General features: G+C 67.1%; 12 protein-coding genes and 1 tRNA gene. 6 read left to right on the top strand and 7 right to left on the bottom strand.

Annotation, left to right across the window (positions count from 1 at the left end):
* Positions 1 to 64: 64 nt before the first annotated feature.
* On the bottom strand, positions 65 to 877 hold the full coding sequence (locus ACODRZ_RS22305) for a sugar phosphate isomerase/epimerase family protein (RefSeq protein WP_488972533.1): 813 nt from the start codon (positions 875 to 877) through the stop codon (positions 65 to 67).
* Between the two features lie 82 nt (positions 878 to 959).
* Positions 960 to 1,406: a hypothetical protein gene (locus ACODRZ_RS22300; RefSeq protein ID WP_488972534.1), complete on the bottom strand. Its 447-nt coding sequence runs from the start codon at positions 1,404 to 1,406 to the stop codon at positions 960 to 962.
* 82 nt (positions 1,407 to 1,488) lie between these two features.
* On the opposite strand from ACODRZ_RS22300, the gene ACODRZ_RS22295 reads away from it, so the two are divergent.
* The 4 genes from ACODRZ_RS22295 (at position 1,489) to ACODRZ_RS22280 (ending at position 5,836) form a co-directional block, all read left to right on the top strand.
* Positions 1,489 to 2,808 carry a replication-associated recombination protein A gene (locus ACODRZ_RS22295; RefSeq protein ID WP_488972535.1) on the top strand — a complete coding sequence of 440 codons (1,320 nt, stop codon included), beginning with the start codon at positions 1,489 to 1,491 and terminating at the stop codon, positions 2,806 to 2,808.
* Positions 2,809 to 3,004: 196 nt separating this feature from the next.
* Positions 3,005 to 3,889, top strand: coding sequence for a hypothetical protein (locus ACODRZ_RS22290; RefSeq protein ID WP_488972536.1), 885 nt, complete (start codon positions 3,005 to 3,007; stop codon positions 3,887 to 3,889).
* 39 nt (positions 3,890 to 3,928) lie between these two features.
* Entirely contained in the window at positions 3,929 to 5,683 is a 1,755-nt protein-coding gene (locus ACODRZ_RS22285) for a DUF885 domain-containing protein (protein WP_488972537.1), read from the top strand.
* A 77-nt stretch (positions 5,684 to 5,760) separates the two neighbouring features.
* A tRNA-Thr gene (locus tag ACODRZ_RS22280) sits at positions 5,761 to 5,836 on the top strand.
* Between the two features lie 8 nt (positions 5,837 to 5,844).
* Here the strand turns inward: ACODRZ_RS22280 and ACODRZ_RS22275 are convergent.
* The 3 genes from ACODRZ_RS22275 to ACODRZ_RS22265 all read right to left on the bottom strand — a co-directional run bounded on the left by ACODRZ_RS22275 (position 5,845) and on the right by ACODRZ_RS22265 (position 10,427).
* The gene (locus ACODRZ_RS22275) at positions 5,845 to 7,125 is read right to left on the bottom strand and encodes a spinster family MFS transporter (RefSeq protein WP_488972538.1); all 1,281 of its coding nucleotides are present in this window, start codon (positions 7,123 to 7,125) and stop codon (positions 5,845 to 5,847) included.
* Position 7,126: 1 nt separating this feature from the next.
* The gene (locus ACODRZ_RS22270) at positions 7,127 to 7,993 is read right to left on the bottom strand and encodes an alpha/beta fold hydrolase (RefSeq protein WP_488972539.1); all 867 of its coding nucleotides are present in this window, start codon (positions 7,991 to 7,993) and stop codon (positions 7,127 to 7,129) included.
* Positions 7,994 to 8,063: 70 nt separating this feature from the next.
* Positions 8,064 to 10,427, bottom strand: coding sequence for a TonB-dependent receptor (locus tag ACODRZ_RS22265; RefSeq protein WP_488972540.1), 2,364 nt, complete (start codon positions 10,425 to 10,427; stop codon positions 8,064 to 8,066).
* Positions 10,428 to 10,538: 111 nt separating this feature from the next.
* On the opposite strand from ACODRZ_RS22265, the gene ACODRZ_RS22260 reads away from it, so the two are divergent.
* Both ACODRZ_RS22260 and ACODRZ_RS22255 read left to right on the top strand, forming a co-directional pair.
* On the top strand, positions 10,539 to 11,156 hold the full coding sequence (locus tag ACODRZ_RS22260; protein ID WP_488972541.1) for a TetR/AcrR family transcriptional regulator: 618 nt from the start codon (positions 10,539 to 10,541) through the stop codon (positions 11,154 to 11,156).
* Between the two features lie 151 nt (positions 11,157 to 11,307).
* Entirely contained in the window at positions 11,308 to 11,955 is a 648-nt protein-coding gene (locus ACODRZ_RS22255; protein ID WP_488972542.1) for a L,D-transpeptidase family protein, read from the top strand.
* A gap of 9 nt (positions 11,956 to 11,964) precedes the next feature.
* Here the strand turns inward: ACODRZ_RS22255 and tilS are convergent, their stop codons facing one another.
* Together tilS and ACODRZ_RS22245 are read right to left on the bottom strand one after the other, a co-directional pair.
* The gene (gene tilS, locus ACODRZ_RS22250) at positions 11,965 to 12,951 is read right to left on the bottom strand and encodes a tRNA lysidine(34) synthetase TilS (RefSeq protein WP_488972543.1); all 987 of its coding nucleotides are present in this window, start codon (positions 12,949 to 12,951) and stop codon (positions 11,965 to 11,967) included.
* The gene (locus ACODRZ_RS22245; protein WP_488972544.1) at positions 12,932 to 13,924 is read right to left on the bottom strand and encodes a tetratricopeptide repeat protein; all 993 of its coding nucleotides are present in this window, start codon (positions 13,922 to 13,924) and stop codon (positions 12,932 to 12,934) included. Before ACODRZ_RS22245 ends, tilS begins: the two co-directional genes overlap by 20 nt.
* Positions 13,925 to 14,030: the final 106 nt, after the last annotated feature.

Below are 14,030 nucleotides of genomic sequence, written 5' to 3'. Positions count from 1 at the left end.
TCATCGCCGGATCGGATGCTGGGGCTTGTAACCTATTTGGCGATAAATGTCAACCCCGTCGCCCTCAGGCGAGAAACTCGCGTGTGCGCTTGACGATCTCGCCCACGTAGTCGCGCGCATCGCGTCCGCTGGCGGCGGCGGCCATCAACGGCACTTCCAGTCCCAGCACCTGCCCGCGCGGAAGCGCCTCCACGAATTCGCGCAAGGGCAGTTCACCCTGCCCCGGGATCATGCGCCCGCTCATGGCCTCGGCCATGTAGTCATCGGCACCCTTGCGCGGCACGTCGCTGAGCTGGACATGGCCGATCAGCGCCGGGTCGAGTTCCGCCACCTGCCGTACCGTTCCGCCTGAGCGGAAGAAGTGCATGGTATCGATCAGCACCGTAGCCTTTCCGCTTCCGATGTATTCGACCGCCTCCAGCGCCTCGGGCAGCGAGCGGATGGTGAAGACCGGCGTGAACTCGATCGAGAATTCCATCCCGCGCTCGTCGGCCATCTGCGCCAGCATGGCGAGCTGGTCGAAGGCCCTTGCCCGCTCCACGCCCATGTCGACGGCATTGATGCGCAAGGCGCCGAGGTCGGCGAAGATGTCCATGTCGGCCGCCCGCTCCGCCGCGTCGGCCCCGGCGGATACGCCAAGCCCCTCGGCAATGCTGATCGCGATACCCCTGTCGGCGAGCACCGCCTTCAGATCACGCCGCAGCGCCGGGTCGTCACGCAGGGACCACGGGGCATAGCCGTGCGGGTTGAACCGCTCGGGCAACTGGCCGAGCCCCATCGACACCGCCTTGCAGCCGAGGTCTGCCGCGAGCGTCACGTGCTCCACCGGCCCAAGCCCCAGCACCGTCAGCAGTTCGATCCCCAGCGGATGTGGCATGGCAGCGATTCCCCTCTCCCGTCACCGCTGCCATACCGCGAGGACGGTGGGCAAGGAATGTGATTTCGGTGTCAGTCTGTCGTCAGTGAAGCACGCCCGCGCGGCGCTTGTCCCACGCGAACCACAGCAGCGCCAGGGCAATGATCCAGATGCCCGCAGTCATCGCCAGCATTCCCGGCGTGGTCATGCTGGCCGGCATCCCCGCCGAGAACTGCCAGGCCTGCGACACCGCGAGCCCGAGCAGCGACGCCGCGAAGGCACCGACCGCCCAGCCCGACCGGGCGAGCAGCAGCAGGCTTCCCGCAAGGCCGCCCCACACACCGAGCGCCCAGGGCAACAGCGTCCAGGTCGGAGCGGAATCCAGCCAGTCGACGATCTCGGGCGGGACTTGCGCCAGATAGTCGGGATTGCGCGATGCCGTCATGGTGAAGTCGAGGCAGCCGAACGCATTCCACAGCACCGCCAGGACGGCGACAGCCCAGAACGACCAGCCCGGCCGCGTCACGTATCTGTCCGTCGTCCCTGCCATTACGCCTCTCCCTGCAGGGAAGCAGGATACTCCCGCGAAGAGGGCGATGCAATTCGCCGCGCGAATGGCTAAGTAGCCTTGCATGGCCGACCTTTTCGCCGACGACATCCCCCCCTCGACCCCCGACGCGCTGCGCGAGGACGCGCCGCTCGCCGACCGCCTGCGCCCGCGCGACCTTACCGAAGTCGTCGGGCAGGAGCACCTGACCGGCCCCGAAGGCGCGATCGGGCGCATGGTGGCGGCGGGGCGGCTGTCCTCGATGATCCTGTGGGGGCCGCCGGGCACCGGCAAGACCAGCATCGCGCGCCTGCTCGCCGCCGCCGTGGGTATGCGCTTCGCCGCCGTCTCCGCGGTGTTCTCGGGCGTGGCGGACCTCAAGAAAGCTTTCGCCGAAGCCGACATCGCCGCCAAGGCAGGCCAGCGCACGCTGCTGTTCGTGGACGAGATCCACCGCTTCAACCGCGCCCAGCAGGACGGCTTCCTGCCCTTCGTGGAGCGCGGCACCGTGACGCTGGTGGGCGCCACGACCGAGAACCCCAGCTTCGCGCTCAACGCCGCACTCCTCAGCCGCGCGCAGGTGCTGATCCTCCACCGCCTCGACGCCGCCGCGCTGAATGCGCTGCTGACCAAGGGCGAGGAACTGGAAGGCCCCCTGCCCGTCACGGCCGAAGCGCGCGAGGCGCTGGTGGCCTCGGCCGACGGCGACGGGCGCTTCCTGCTCAACCAGGCCGAAACGCTCTATGCGGCGAAGATTCCGCAGCCGCTCGATCCGGCGGGCCTCGGCCAGTTCCTGCAGCGGCGCGTGGCGGTCTACGACAAGGACCGCGACGGGCACTACAACCTCATCTCCGCGCTGCACAAATCGGTGCGCGGATCGGACCCGCAGGCCGCGCTCTACTACATGGCGCGGATGCTGACGGCGGGCGAGGAACCGCTGTTCGTCCTGCGCCGCCTCGTCCGCATGGCGAGCGAGGACATCGGCATGGCCGACCCTCAGGCGCTGGTGCAGTGCCTTGCCGCCAAGCAGGCGTATGAGTTCCTTGGCTCCCCGGAGGGCGAGCTGGCGATCGTGCAGGCGTGCATCTACGTGGCGACCGCACCCAAGTCGAACGCGGCGTACATGGCGTTCAAGTCCTCGTTCAAGACGGCGCGAGAGACGGGGTCGGTAAGCCCGCCGCAGAACATCCTCAACGCGCCGACCAAGCTGATGAAGGACATCGGCTACGGCAAGGACTACGCCTACGACCACGACGCGCCCGACGCCTTCTCCGGCGACGACTACTGGCCCGAGGAGATGGGGCCGCAGACCTTCTACGAGCCGGTGGAACGCGGCTTCGAGCGCGAGGTGAAGAAGCGCCTCGAATGGTGGGACAGGAAGCGCGCCGAGCGGCGGGCGGAGTGACCTTGCTGATAACGCCCCGTCACCCTGAACTCTTTTCAGGGTCCATGGTGCGGAGTGTTCCGCCCCCGGCTTCACCACCGGCACAGGCGGCTGGTGAAATCACGTTGCAGACGAGGCTGCCTGATGGACCCTGAAACGAGTTCAGGGTGACGGAAACGTGGATACAATCGCGTCGCATTCCCGCTCAGGATAACCCATGCACTTCCGCCACTTCATCGCCATCGACTGGTCCGGCGCGCTGGGCGAGCGCCAGAAAGGCATCGCCGTCGCCCTGTGCGAGAGCGGGGACGCCGCGCCCCGCCTGCTGCGCCCTGCCAGCCACGCGCACTGGTCTCGCGCCGACGTGCTCGACCTGCTGCTGAACCGCCTGCCGCAAGGCACCCTCGTCGGCCTCGACCTCGGCCTATCGCTGCCCTTCGCCGACGCGGGCGCGTTCTTCCCCGGCTGGGCCGACAGCCCGCGCGATGCCCGCGCGCTCTGGGCGCTGATCGACGCCATCTGCGCCGAAGACCTGCACCTCTCGGCCGCCAGCTTCGTCGATCACATCGATCTCAGCGCCTACTTCCGCCGCCACGGCGGGCGCGAGGGGGCGCATTTCCACCTCCCCGGCGCGCTCCACAAGCGCGGCCGCATGCGCGTGACCGAGGAAGCGCAGGCCCGCGCCGGATGCCGCCCCTACTCCAATTTCAACCTCGTGGGCGCGGCGCAAGTCGGCAAGTCGAGCCTGACGGGCATGCGCCTGCTCCACCGCCTTGACGGCCGCGTGCCGGTCTGGCCGATCGACCCGCTGCCTGCGAGCGGCTCGGTGGTGACCGAGATCTACACCACCCTCGCCGCCGTCGCCGCAGGACGCTTGGCAGGCCGCGCCAAGATGACCGACCACGCCGCGCTCGATACCGCCCTCTCCGCGCTGGGTTCGCGCCCGACCGGCGGCAGCGGCCCGATCGACGACCACAGCGCCGACGCCCTCCTCACCGCCGCCTGGCTGCGCGTCGCCGCCCCGCGCGAGGCCCTGTGGCAACCCGCTGAACTCACACCCGAACTCGCCCGTACCGAGGGCTGGACCTTCGGCGCGCGCTGACGCACAACCGCTCCCATAGGAACAGGGAGCCTCACCCCCATGAAGTCCATCCTGCTGGCGGGCATCGCCTGCCTCACCCTTAGCGCCTGCGCGACGACAACGAGCAACGCGAACTCGGATATCCGTGACTTCGTCAACGCGGCCAATGCTGAAGTAGCTGCTGTCAATGCAGATACCCAAGCCTGGAAACCATTCGTCCAGCGAACCATAGAGCGCTGGTTCGAGACAGACCCCGCCTTCGCAATCTACGAAGGCGCACACCAGTACGACGGCAAGCTCCCCGACTGGAGCGAGGCCGGCCTCAAAGCGCGCGCGGTTTTCCTGCACTCCGTCATCGACGAGGCGGGCAAATTCGATCATCTCTCCCCCGCCGACCGCTTCGAGCGCGACTATCTGGTGCAGGTCGCCAAGGGCCAGCTGTTCTGGCTGGAGGACGCCGACCAGCCGCACACCAACCCCGCCTACTACATCAACGGCGGCCTCGACCCGAACGTCTACGTCAGCCGCGACTATGCCGACAAGCCGACGCGGATGAAGGCGATGATCGCGTTCTTCAAATCTGTCGCCGCGCAAGCCCCCAACATCCGCGCCAACCTGCCCGCCGCGATGCCCGCCAGCTTCATCAAGCTGGGCACTGACGGCTTCGGCGGCTTTGCCGACTACTACCGCGGCGATGCCCGCGCCGCCTTCGCCGACGTCACCGACCCGGCGCTGCAGGCCGAGTTCAAGACCGCCTCCGAAGCCGCCGCCGTCGCCATGAAGGGCGTCGCCGATCAGGTCGCCAAGGCCACGCCGACGCAAGGTTTCGCACTCGGCGCCGACAAGTTTGCGCGCATGGTCCTCGCGACCGAAGGCGTCGATGCCACGCTCGATACGCTGGAGGCGGCAGGCAAGGCCGATCTCCTGCGCAACCAGCAGGCGCTGAAACTGGCCTGCGCGAAGTACACGCCGGGCAAGACCATCCAGCAGTGCTTCGACAAGATGCGCGCCGACAAGCCCGAGGACGGCCCCGTCGCCGAGGCCCGGCGCGAAATCCCACAGCTCGCCGACTTCGTGCGCAGTCGCGACATCGCGACGATCCCCGGCACGAAAATGGCGATGGTCGAGGAAAGCCCGCCCTACAACCGCGCGAACTCCGCCTACATCGACCCGCCGGGGCCGCTGGAGAACGGCGGCTCGTCGATCTACTACATCTCGCCGCCGGACCCGACGTGGTCGAAGCAGATGCAGATGGACTATATCCCCGGCAAGGCGGACCTGCTGTTCACCACCGTCCATGAGGTGATGCCGGGACATTACCTGCAGTTCCTCCATTCGAACGCGGCGCCCTCGATCGTCGGCAAGCTGTTCGTCGGCTACGCCTTCGCCGAAGGCTGGGCGCACTATGCCGAGGAGATGATGCTGGAGGCAGGGCTGGGAGACGGCGACCCGGGCGTGGCTGTCGGCCAGATCTCCAACGCGCTCCTGCGCAACTGCCGCTATCTCTCGGCGATCGGCCTGCATGCGCGCGGGATGACTCAGGCGCAGTCGAAGCAGATGTTCATGGAGCAATGCTACCAGGACGAAGGCACCGCCGAGCAGCAGGCCGCGCGCGGCACATACGATCCGGCCTACCTCAACTACACGCTGGGCAAGCTGATGATCCGCAGGCTGCGCACCGACTGGACCGCGACGCGCGGCGGGCGCTCGGCATGGAAGGCGTTTCACGACGAGTTCCTCAGCCACGGCGGCCCGGCGATCCCGCTGCTGCGCCAGACGATGATGAACGAGGCAGCCCCGCACGCCGTGTTCTGATTTGGGCTTTACCGGCGCCCCCCGCTCGCGGTAAGGGCGCCGGACTTGCTTCGCGAAGCACCATTTCGCGAACGGTAGCCGGCTTAGCTCAGTTGGTAGAGCACCTGATTTGTAATCAGGGGGCCACGGGTTCGAATCCTGTAGCCGGCACCACCTTTCGCCTACTTCTCCACAACCCACTCCCTGCGCAATCCCGGCCCCGCCAGCGTCATCAGCAGCGCCGCCAGCAGGTAGAGCACCAGCGCGAACAGCATCGAATAGCGCAGCGATTCGGCGCCCCATACCGGCGCCAGCGCCTTCGACAGCGCACCCAGCGCGTAGATGCCGCCGCCAAGACCGATCAGGTTGTTGATCAGCAGGAACAGCGCCGAGGCCGTCGCGCGGGCGGGCGGGTCGACGAGGTGCTGGATCGCGCCCGTCACCGGGCCGAGCCAGAAGTAGGCCAACACTTGCGGGATCAGGAACAGCACGAAGGCCACGGGCACGCTGGTCGTCCAGATTCCGCCCGCATAGAGCGGCACCGCGCAGACGAAGCCGATCGCGGGAACGCGGCCGTACCATGCCCGGTCGCCTTTCCCCAGCCGATCCGCCAGCGCGCCGCCGGTCAGCACCCCCACGGTGCCGCCCAGCAGCAGCACCGCACCGAAGAACCACGAGGTCTCGACGAGGCTCAGGTGAAAGCTGCGCTGCAGCAGGCTCGGCAGCCAGAAGGCGACGCCGTAGCCGAGCATGGAACTGGACGCCGCGCCGAAGCTGAGGAACCAGAACGCCCGCTTGCGCGCCAGCGTCGCGAAGACATCACCGAAACGCACGGTCGGCGTGGAAACAGGGCGCGGCTTGTCCTTCACCACCAGCTTGAACAGCGGTGCGATCAGGATGCCGCACAGGCCGACGATGAGGAACGCCGTGCGCCAGTCCACCGCCTGCGCCACATAGCCGCCCGCCATAACCCCCGCAGCCGAGCCGAGCGGAATACCCAGCGAATAGACCGAGAGCGCGAAGGCGCGCCGCTCGCTCGGGAAATGGTCGCCTATCACCGCATAGCTGGGGGCGACGCCGCCCGCCTCACCCACGCCCACGCCGAGACGGGCGAGGAAGATGTGCCAAAACCCCGTCGCCAGAGCGCAGAGGGAGGTGAACACGCTCCACACCACCAGCGATCCGGTGATGACCCAGGAACGGCTCGTGCGGTCCGCGACCCAGGCCAGCGGCACGCCGAGGGTCGAATAGAGGATCGCGAAGGCAAGGCCGCCCAGCATCCCCATCTGCGCATCGTCGAGCTTGAGGTCCGCCTGGATCGGCGCGGCGAGGATAGAGAGGATCTGCCGGTCGACGAAGTTGAACACGTAGACCAGCAGCAGCATCGCCAGCACCAGCCGGGGCGACGTGCCTTGCGGCGAGATTGCGGTCCGGGGTTCGTCGAGGACGGCGGTATCGCTCATGTCAGGTCACGTGCTCCTTGAGGAATGCCTCTATCGCGGCGAGCGCCAGCGGTTCGTCGAGGATCGGGGCATGGCCGACGCGCGGCACCTCGAACGCGGCATAGAACCCCGAATGGCGATGCGCCATCTCTTCCACGGTCGCTGCGCTCAGCAGGTCCGACAAGGCACCGCGCACGACCAGTACCGGCACCGCGTCCAGCAGGTCCCACAAAGGCCACAGGTCCGGCGGCACGGTGGAGGGATCGTCGCCCGCTATGCTTTCAGAGATCGCGGGATCGTAGGCGAAGGATACGCTGCCGTCGGCGTTCTCCCGCGCGACACGGCGGGCAAAGGCATCCCACTGCCCGTCGCCATAGTCCGGGAAGGCGGAGGCGTTGATCGCGCGCGTCCGGGCAGAGGCCTCGGCCCAGTCGGCCATCGCCCCGCCGGGACCGACATAGCCCTGGATGCGTGCAAGGCCGGCCGGATCGAGCACCGGTCCGATGTCGTTGAAGACCACCGCCTGCGCCAGCTCCGGCCGCAGCGCCTGCATCACCATCGCCATGAGCCCGCCCATGGAGGTGCCGACCAGTCCCGCCCGCTCCACGCCAAGGCCGTCCATCAGCGCCAGCATGTCCTGCGCATAGACGTCCGGCCGGTACTGCACGGGGTCGGTATCCCATTGCGAGAGCCCCCGCCCGCGCTGGTCGGGCACGATCATCCGGTAGCGCCCGGAGAGTCTGGCCACGAGCGGCTCGAAGTCCGCGCTGTTGCGGGTGAGGCCATGCATCATCAGCAGCACCGGCGCCCCTTCGGCGGCGGCATAATCCCGCGCGACGAGGTCCAGCCGTCCGTCGGCGCTGCGGTAGCGATGGACACGGTAGTCCATGAGGTATCCTTTCATCGCGCGGCCTCGTCGTCCCGGACGCCAGGGTCCGGGACGACGGCCCCCGGCACTCTTAGAACGCCAGCGTCGCGGTCGCGAAGACCTGGCGCGGGTTGCCGTAATAGGCGGTCAGCGTGCCTTCGGTGCCGAGCGAGGGCACGAACCGGCCGCTGGGCGCCGTCAGCAGTTCGCCCGTCACCGGGTTGGTCGCGAGGAACGTGTAGCCCGAAGTCTTGTAGCGCTTGTCGAGGATGTTCTTGCCATGGACGCCAAGGCTCCAGCGGCCACCCGGCGCCGTGTAGACGAGGCTGGCATCCAGCAGTCCGAAGCCCTTCTGGTCGAGATAGGGATTGGGAATCTCGAACTGATAGACCTTGCTGCGGTACGAGTAGGTCGTGCTGACATCGAGATCGCCGTCGCCCACCGGGGTCGAATAGGCCAGCGTGCCGCTGGCCGTCCACTTGGGGGTGTTCTGCACCTTGCGATACTCGGCAACGTCCGTCGGGGTCGATGCGATGTTGGCGATGTATTCCCGGTACTCGGCATCGATGTAACCGAGCGAGCCGGAGAGGTTCAGGCGGTCCCCCGGTGACACGAGGTCACGCCCGAGCCGCGCATTGGCTTCCAGTTCGAAGCCCTTGAAGCGCGCCTTGCCGGCATTGGTTATGATGCCGCAGAACGTCGGCAGGCCGCCCACCGTGCAACCGGCCGAGCCCGGGATCTGCACGTCCTTGTAGTCCATGTAGAACCCGGCCGCCGCAATGTAGAGCGCACCGCCGAGCAGGTTGCCCTTGTAGCCGATCTCGTAGCTGTCGACCGTTTCCGGATCGAAGCTCAGGTAGTCGGCAATTTCTGCGTCGGTGGGAGCCCCGGGCGTGGCGGCCGGTGCGTTGACGCCAACGCCGCGCGGGTCGAAGCCGCCGCCCTTGAAGCCCTGGCTGAAGCTTGCGTAGATGTTGTGGTCCGGCGTCGGCTTGAAGCTGAGCGAGGCGCGGGGCGTGAACTTGTCGAACTTCGCCTTGCCGGAGAAATTGGTGCTCGGCGCGCCCAGCGGCACTCCTGCCCCGCCGAACACCGGCGAACCGCCGCCAAGGTAGTTCTGCCGCAGGATCTGCGCCTTGCGCTCATCCCAGGTGTAGCGCCCGCCGACCGCCAGGCTCAGTTGCTCGGTGAAGTTGAACGTGAAGTCGCCGAACACCGCGAACGTGTTGGTGTCGACATTGGCCCGGGTGAAGGCGGTCAGGCCGTTGAGCGCGGTGAACAAGCGCACATCGAAGTCAGTGTCGGCCTTGGCGGTCAGGTAGTAGGCGCCCAGCAGGCCCTGCACCATGCCGCCGTCGTCCCACAGCAACTGGACTTCCTGGCTCATCTGTTCGTTGCGGTAGTAAGCGGGCACGTCCACATCGACGGCAGGCAGAGCGTCGAAGTCGATCGGCGAGGCGGAGTTGTCCTTGCGCCACGAACTGATCGAGCGGAACGTCAGCTTGTCCGTCAGTTCGGCGGTGGCGTTGATCGCCAGGCCATAGGCCTCCACCTCCTGCCGCGGATCGTTGAGACCGCCGCGCGTATCGTAGACATCGTCCAGCACCGGCGCGCCCGAAACGTAGCCCGGGATCAGGCGATGGCCGCCGCGCGCGTTCGACTTGTCCTTGGTGTAGTCGCCTGAGATGCGGATCAGCACCGGCTCCCCATAGCCGCCGATGTCCACGCTGGCCCGACCCGCCCAGATATCCTTGTTGTAGTTGTCCTGCCCGGTGGTCAGGTTCTTGCCGAAGCCCCCGCGCGACAGGCGCGCCACCGATCCACCGACGCGGATGAGGTCACTGACCGGCGCCGAGGCGGTGGCGATCAGGTCCGCCTGGTCATAGCTGCCGTAAGTCCCCTTCACCTTGAAGGAGAAGTCCTTCGGCAACTGCTTCGTCACGTACTTCACCGCACCGCCGATGGTGTTTCGGCCATAGAGCGTGCCCTGCGGCCCGCGCAGGACTTCGATCCGCTCGACGTCGTAGATATCGAGCACGGCCGCCTGCGGGCGATTGAGGTACACATCGTCGAGGTAGATGCCCACACCCTGCTCGAAGCCGGAAACCGGGTCCTGCTGGCCGACGCCGCGGATGAAGGCCGAAAGCGTCGAGTTGGTGCCGCGCGACGGCTCCAGCGTGACGTTCGGGGATACGTTGGCTACCTCGGTGATATCGACCGCGCCGGACTTCGCCAGCTGGTCACCGCTGAAGCTGGACACCGCGATCGGCACGTCGACCAGGCGCTCCTCGCGGCGGCGTGCCGTGACGATGATGTCGCCGCCGCCAACTTCTGCTTCCGCTGCGGTTGTCGCCGCCGGGGTCGAGGCCGCGTCCTGCGCCATGGCGGGCGTCACGAAACCGCCCGACAAAGCCAGCACACTCGAGGAAATCGCGAGGAATCGCACCTTGCGCATCACAGACACTCCCATTCACGCTTCTTGTTGAAGCCATGCATATTGATACTTGAATCGATTTTCAACTTTGAATGTTTGCCATGAACCGCAGACCGGTCTAACTGTGTCATCGTGAGCACAGAGCAGCCCCCCGCCGAAGGTTCGGCCGCCAAGATTCCGCGCACGGAACGCGGTCGCCGGACATTGCGCAAATTGCTGGATGCAGCCGCTTTCGAATTCGGCGAACACGGTTTCCACGAGGCGTCGATCACCGGCATCACCCGCCGGGCGGGCACGGCGCTGGGCAGTTTCTACACCTACTTCAATTCCAAGGACGAAATCTTCCGCGCCCTGGTGGACGATCTGTCCGGCAAGGTGCGCGAAGCGGCGCGCAATGCCCGCCAGCAGGACCTGCCCGCGCTGGAGACCGAGCGCGCCTCACTGATCGGGTTCCTGCGCTTCGCGGCCGAGCACAAGGAAATCTACCGCATCATCGACGAGTGCGAATTCGTCGATCCGGCCAGCTTCCGCCAGCACTACCAGTCCACCGCCACCCGCATTCACGAACGTCTGTCCGAAGGCATCCGCAAGGGCGAACTGCGCGAGGACCTGGGCGAGGCCCATGCCTGGGCGATCATGGGGATGAACGTCTTCCTCGGCCTGCGCTACGCGGTGTGGGACGATGCGGACGCGGAGAAGATCGCGGAACTGGCAAACTCGATCCTGCGGGACGGCATCGCAAAGCGTTAGCTTGCATCGTCCACGTCATTGCAAGCGCAGCGAAGCAATGACGGAATGCGTTGCCCACTGCAGCGTTATACTGGCGCCTAACCGCCATTTACGCGATGCTAAGGCAGTCCTGCCAGAAGCGGATTCGCCAAAGGGATCGGAAATTTACCAAGTGGACGCGCGCATCTTCCTCGCCTCGGGCTTCGTCGCCCTTGCCGCCATCGTCGGAGTGCTGATCGTCGCCGCCGAGCCGGACAAGCCCGCGCCCGCCTCTCTGGCCGAAGCCAAACTTGCGCAACCACCAGCCCAACCCGTAACCCATCCGACGCCCAAGCCAGTCCCGGCGAAGGACGAACCTTTCGTCATCAAGCGAATCCTGCCGATCAAGGGCGCCATCAAATACGGCGAATGGCACTGGGACGAAAAGGACGTGCCCCCCGGCCCCATCGTCGTGACGGTGGACCTCGAGGCCCGCGTGATCTCGGTCTTCCGGGGTGGCTACGAGATCGGCGCCGCCGCCGTCCTGCTCGGCACTGCGGACAAGCCGACCCCGCTGGGGATCTTCCCGATCACACAGAAGGACAAGGACCACGTCTCCAACATCTACACCGGCGCGCCGATGCCCTACATGCAGCGCCTGACCAACGACGGCATCACCCTGCACGGCTCCGACGTGGCGCTGGGCTACGCGAGCCACGGCTGCGTGGGCATGCCGGACGCCTTTGCGGCGAAGCTGTTCGACACCACGAAGATCGGCGACAAGGTCTACATCACGCGCGGCAAGCAGGTCGGCATGGGCGACAGCCTCGTCGGGGGGTAGAGCTGACGTTCAGTGACTGCGCCTTGGCGCCCTCGTCGGCGCCTTGGCAAAACTCCACCCGCCTGCATTGGGCCGCGCTACGAGGTTGCCGATGGATGCGGGCTGACCGTCCGAAAGACCATCGACCAGCCGAGCGATCGCCCCGCCCCGCACCTTGTCACGCGCCTCTTCGCCGTCGAGTTCCTGGACGATTCGCGCCACCACGCGCAAGATCACCGCACGCGGGGCCTGCGGGCGATACTTGAGGCCCATCGGCTCCTTCTTCACGCAGGATCGCCATTCCAGCGCCGCCATCCAGTCGAGCGCCGCGTCGGCCTCCGCTATATGCGCCGCGCTGCGAGCAAGGGCCGCGACGTCCAGCCAGTCCGCATCGGCCAGTGCCTTGCGGATGCGCACCCGGTCGAAGCGGTCGTTGGCGTTGCTCGGGTCCTGCGCGGCCACAAGCCCCGCCGCTTCCACGACCCCGCCCAGTTCGGCGCGCCGCCAGTCGAGCACCGGGCGCAGCAGCAGCACGTCCGTGCCCGGCACCCTGCCGCGCCCGCGCGCGCCGGCCAGTCCGGCGACCCCGCTGGCCCGGTTGAGCCGCATCAGCAGCGTCTCGGCCTGATCGTCGGCATGATGCGCGGTTGCCAGAGCGGCCAGACCCCGCTCCGCCGCCCATCCCGCCATGGCTTCATAGCGCGCGAGCCGCGCCTCCGCCTGCACGTTGCCGGGCGCGACGTTCACCGCCAGCGTTGCGTGGGGAACGGATAGACCGGCGCAAACGCGAGCGACTTCTCCCGCCTCTCCCGCACTTTCAGGGCGTAGCCCATGGTCCACGGTCGCCGCTTCCACTCGCCCCGGCAGCACCGCATGGGCAAGCAGCAACAGGCCGAGGCTGTCCGGCCCACCGGACACCGCGACGCCAAGCCGCGCCGCCCCGTCCTCGATCCGGTCAGCCCAGATCGCGGACAGACCGGCGCGAAAACGGTCTATCTCAGTTGCAGGCAAGTCCATTGCGCGTGGTGTTGTAGATACCGGCCAGACGCCCGGCCGCCTCGGCCGCGTAAGTCTCGCTGAACTCGGCCAGAGCGATACAGGCGCGCTTGGTGTCCTTGAGCTGCTTCATCGAGACGGCAAGATACAGCAGGCTATCCGAAGCACGATCGCCGCGCTTGTCGGTCTGGAAGTTCTGCAGGAACCACTTGGCCGCCTCGCCCGGATTGCCGTCGTCAAGATAGGCACGGCCCAGCAGGTTGCGGCCGAAGCTGGCGCGCGCATGCTTGGGATACTTCTCGAGGTAGAGCTTCAGCTGCTGCTGCGCCTCGGGATAATACTTGGCTTCCCAGAGGCGGAAACCATAGCTGTATTCGTCATCGCCCGGATCGCCGCTCTGCGGCTTGACGATGGCCTTGACGCCGTCGATCCGCGAGTTTGAAGGGGCAGTCGGCCGGGGTGCAGTCGCTACCGGAGCAGGCGTCGGACGCGGCGTGGCGGCCACGGGCGTCGGCAGCGGCGCCGGGCCGGAGGTTGCAGGTGCTGAAAGCACAGGCCCGGATACTGCCGGGGCCGTCGCGCCGGGTCCGGGCACGAAATCGGACTGGACCGGAGCAGCAGCCGCCAGCTTTGCTTCCAGTTGGCCGATGCGGTTGGTGTTCTGTTCGACTTGCGCGGTCAGCTGCGCCATCCGCGCTTCGACGGCGTCCATTCGCGTCAGAACGTCGGAGAGCGGCGTGGTCGAAGGGGCGCCAGGCGTCGGGGTCGGCGTGGGAGCGGCGTTGATCTGGGGCTCGAAGAACTTGCCGTCGGCTCCGGGGAAGACCTTGCGCTGCAGGGCGCGCACTTCGGCCTCTACCTTGTTGAGCCGCAGGTTGGTGTTGGCGTCCTGCGCAATGGCCGGGGCCGCGCCGAACAGGACCGATGCCAGCGCCGCCGTGGCCAGCCATTGCGCGCGGGCGGTGCCGCCGATTGCGCCAAGGGTACGTTTCATCGCCAAATCATCTCCATGCCGGGGCCATCATTACCCGAACCATGGCCGCCCCATGGCAGCGGAGGGTGAAACCGGGAATTAACCAATGGACCGATTACGGGTGTTG

It is taken from the genome of Novosphingobium sp. FG90 (genome assembly GCF_057808725.1).
This window is presented reverse-complemented; position numbering and strand designations above follow the sequence as displayed.

Bases quoted from the DNA above. Each gene is read 5' to 3' on its own strand.
- ACODRZ_RS22305 (WP_488972533.1), bottom strand. From the start codon at position 877: ATGCCACATCCGCTGGGGATCGAACTGCTGACGGTGCTGGGGCTTGGG.
- ACODRZ_RS22270 (WP_488972539.1), bottom strand. From the start codon at position 7,993: ATGGACTACCGTGTCCATCGCTACCGCAGCGCCGACGGACGGCTGGAC.
- ACODRZ_RS22295 (WP_488972535.1), top strand. From the start codon at position 1,489: ATGGCCGACCTTTTCGCCGACGACATCCCCCCCTCGACCCCCGACGCG.
- ACODRZ_RS22245 (WP_488972544.1), bottom strand. From the start codon at position 13,924: ATGAAACGTACCCTTGGCGCAATCGGCGGCACCGCCCGCGCGCAATGG.
- ACODRZ_RS22290 (WP_488972536.1), top strand. From the start codon at position 3,005: ATGCACTTCCGCCACTTCATCGCCATCGACTGGTCCGGCGCGCTGGGC.
- ACODRZ_RS22265 (WP_488972540.1), bottom strand. From the start codon at position 10,427: ATGCGCAAGGTGCGATTCCTCGCGATTTCCTCGAGTGTGCTGGCTTTG.
- ACODRZ_RS22300 (WP_488972534.1), bottom strand. From the start codon at position 1,406: ATGGCAGGGACGACGGACAGATACGTGACGCGGCCGGGCTGGTCGTTC.
- tilS (WP_488972543.1), bottom strand. From the start codon at position 12,951: ATGGACTTGCCTGCAACTGAGATAGACCGTTTTCGCGCCGGTCTGTCC.
- ACODRZ_RS22275 (WP_488972538.1), bottom strand. From the start codon at position 7,125: ATGAGCGATACCGCCGTCCTCGACGAACCCCGGACCGCAATCTCGCCG.
- ACODRZ_RS22285 (WP_488972537.1), top strand. From the start codon at position 3,929: ATGAAGTCCATCCTGCTGGCGGGCATCGCCTGCCTCACCCTTAGCGCC.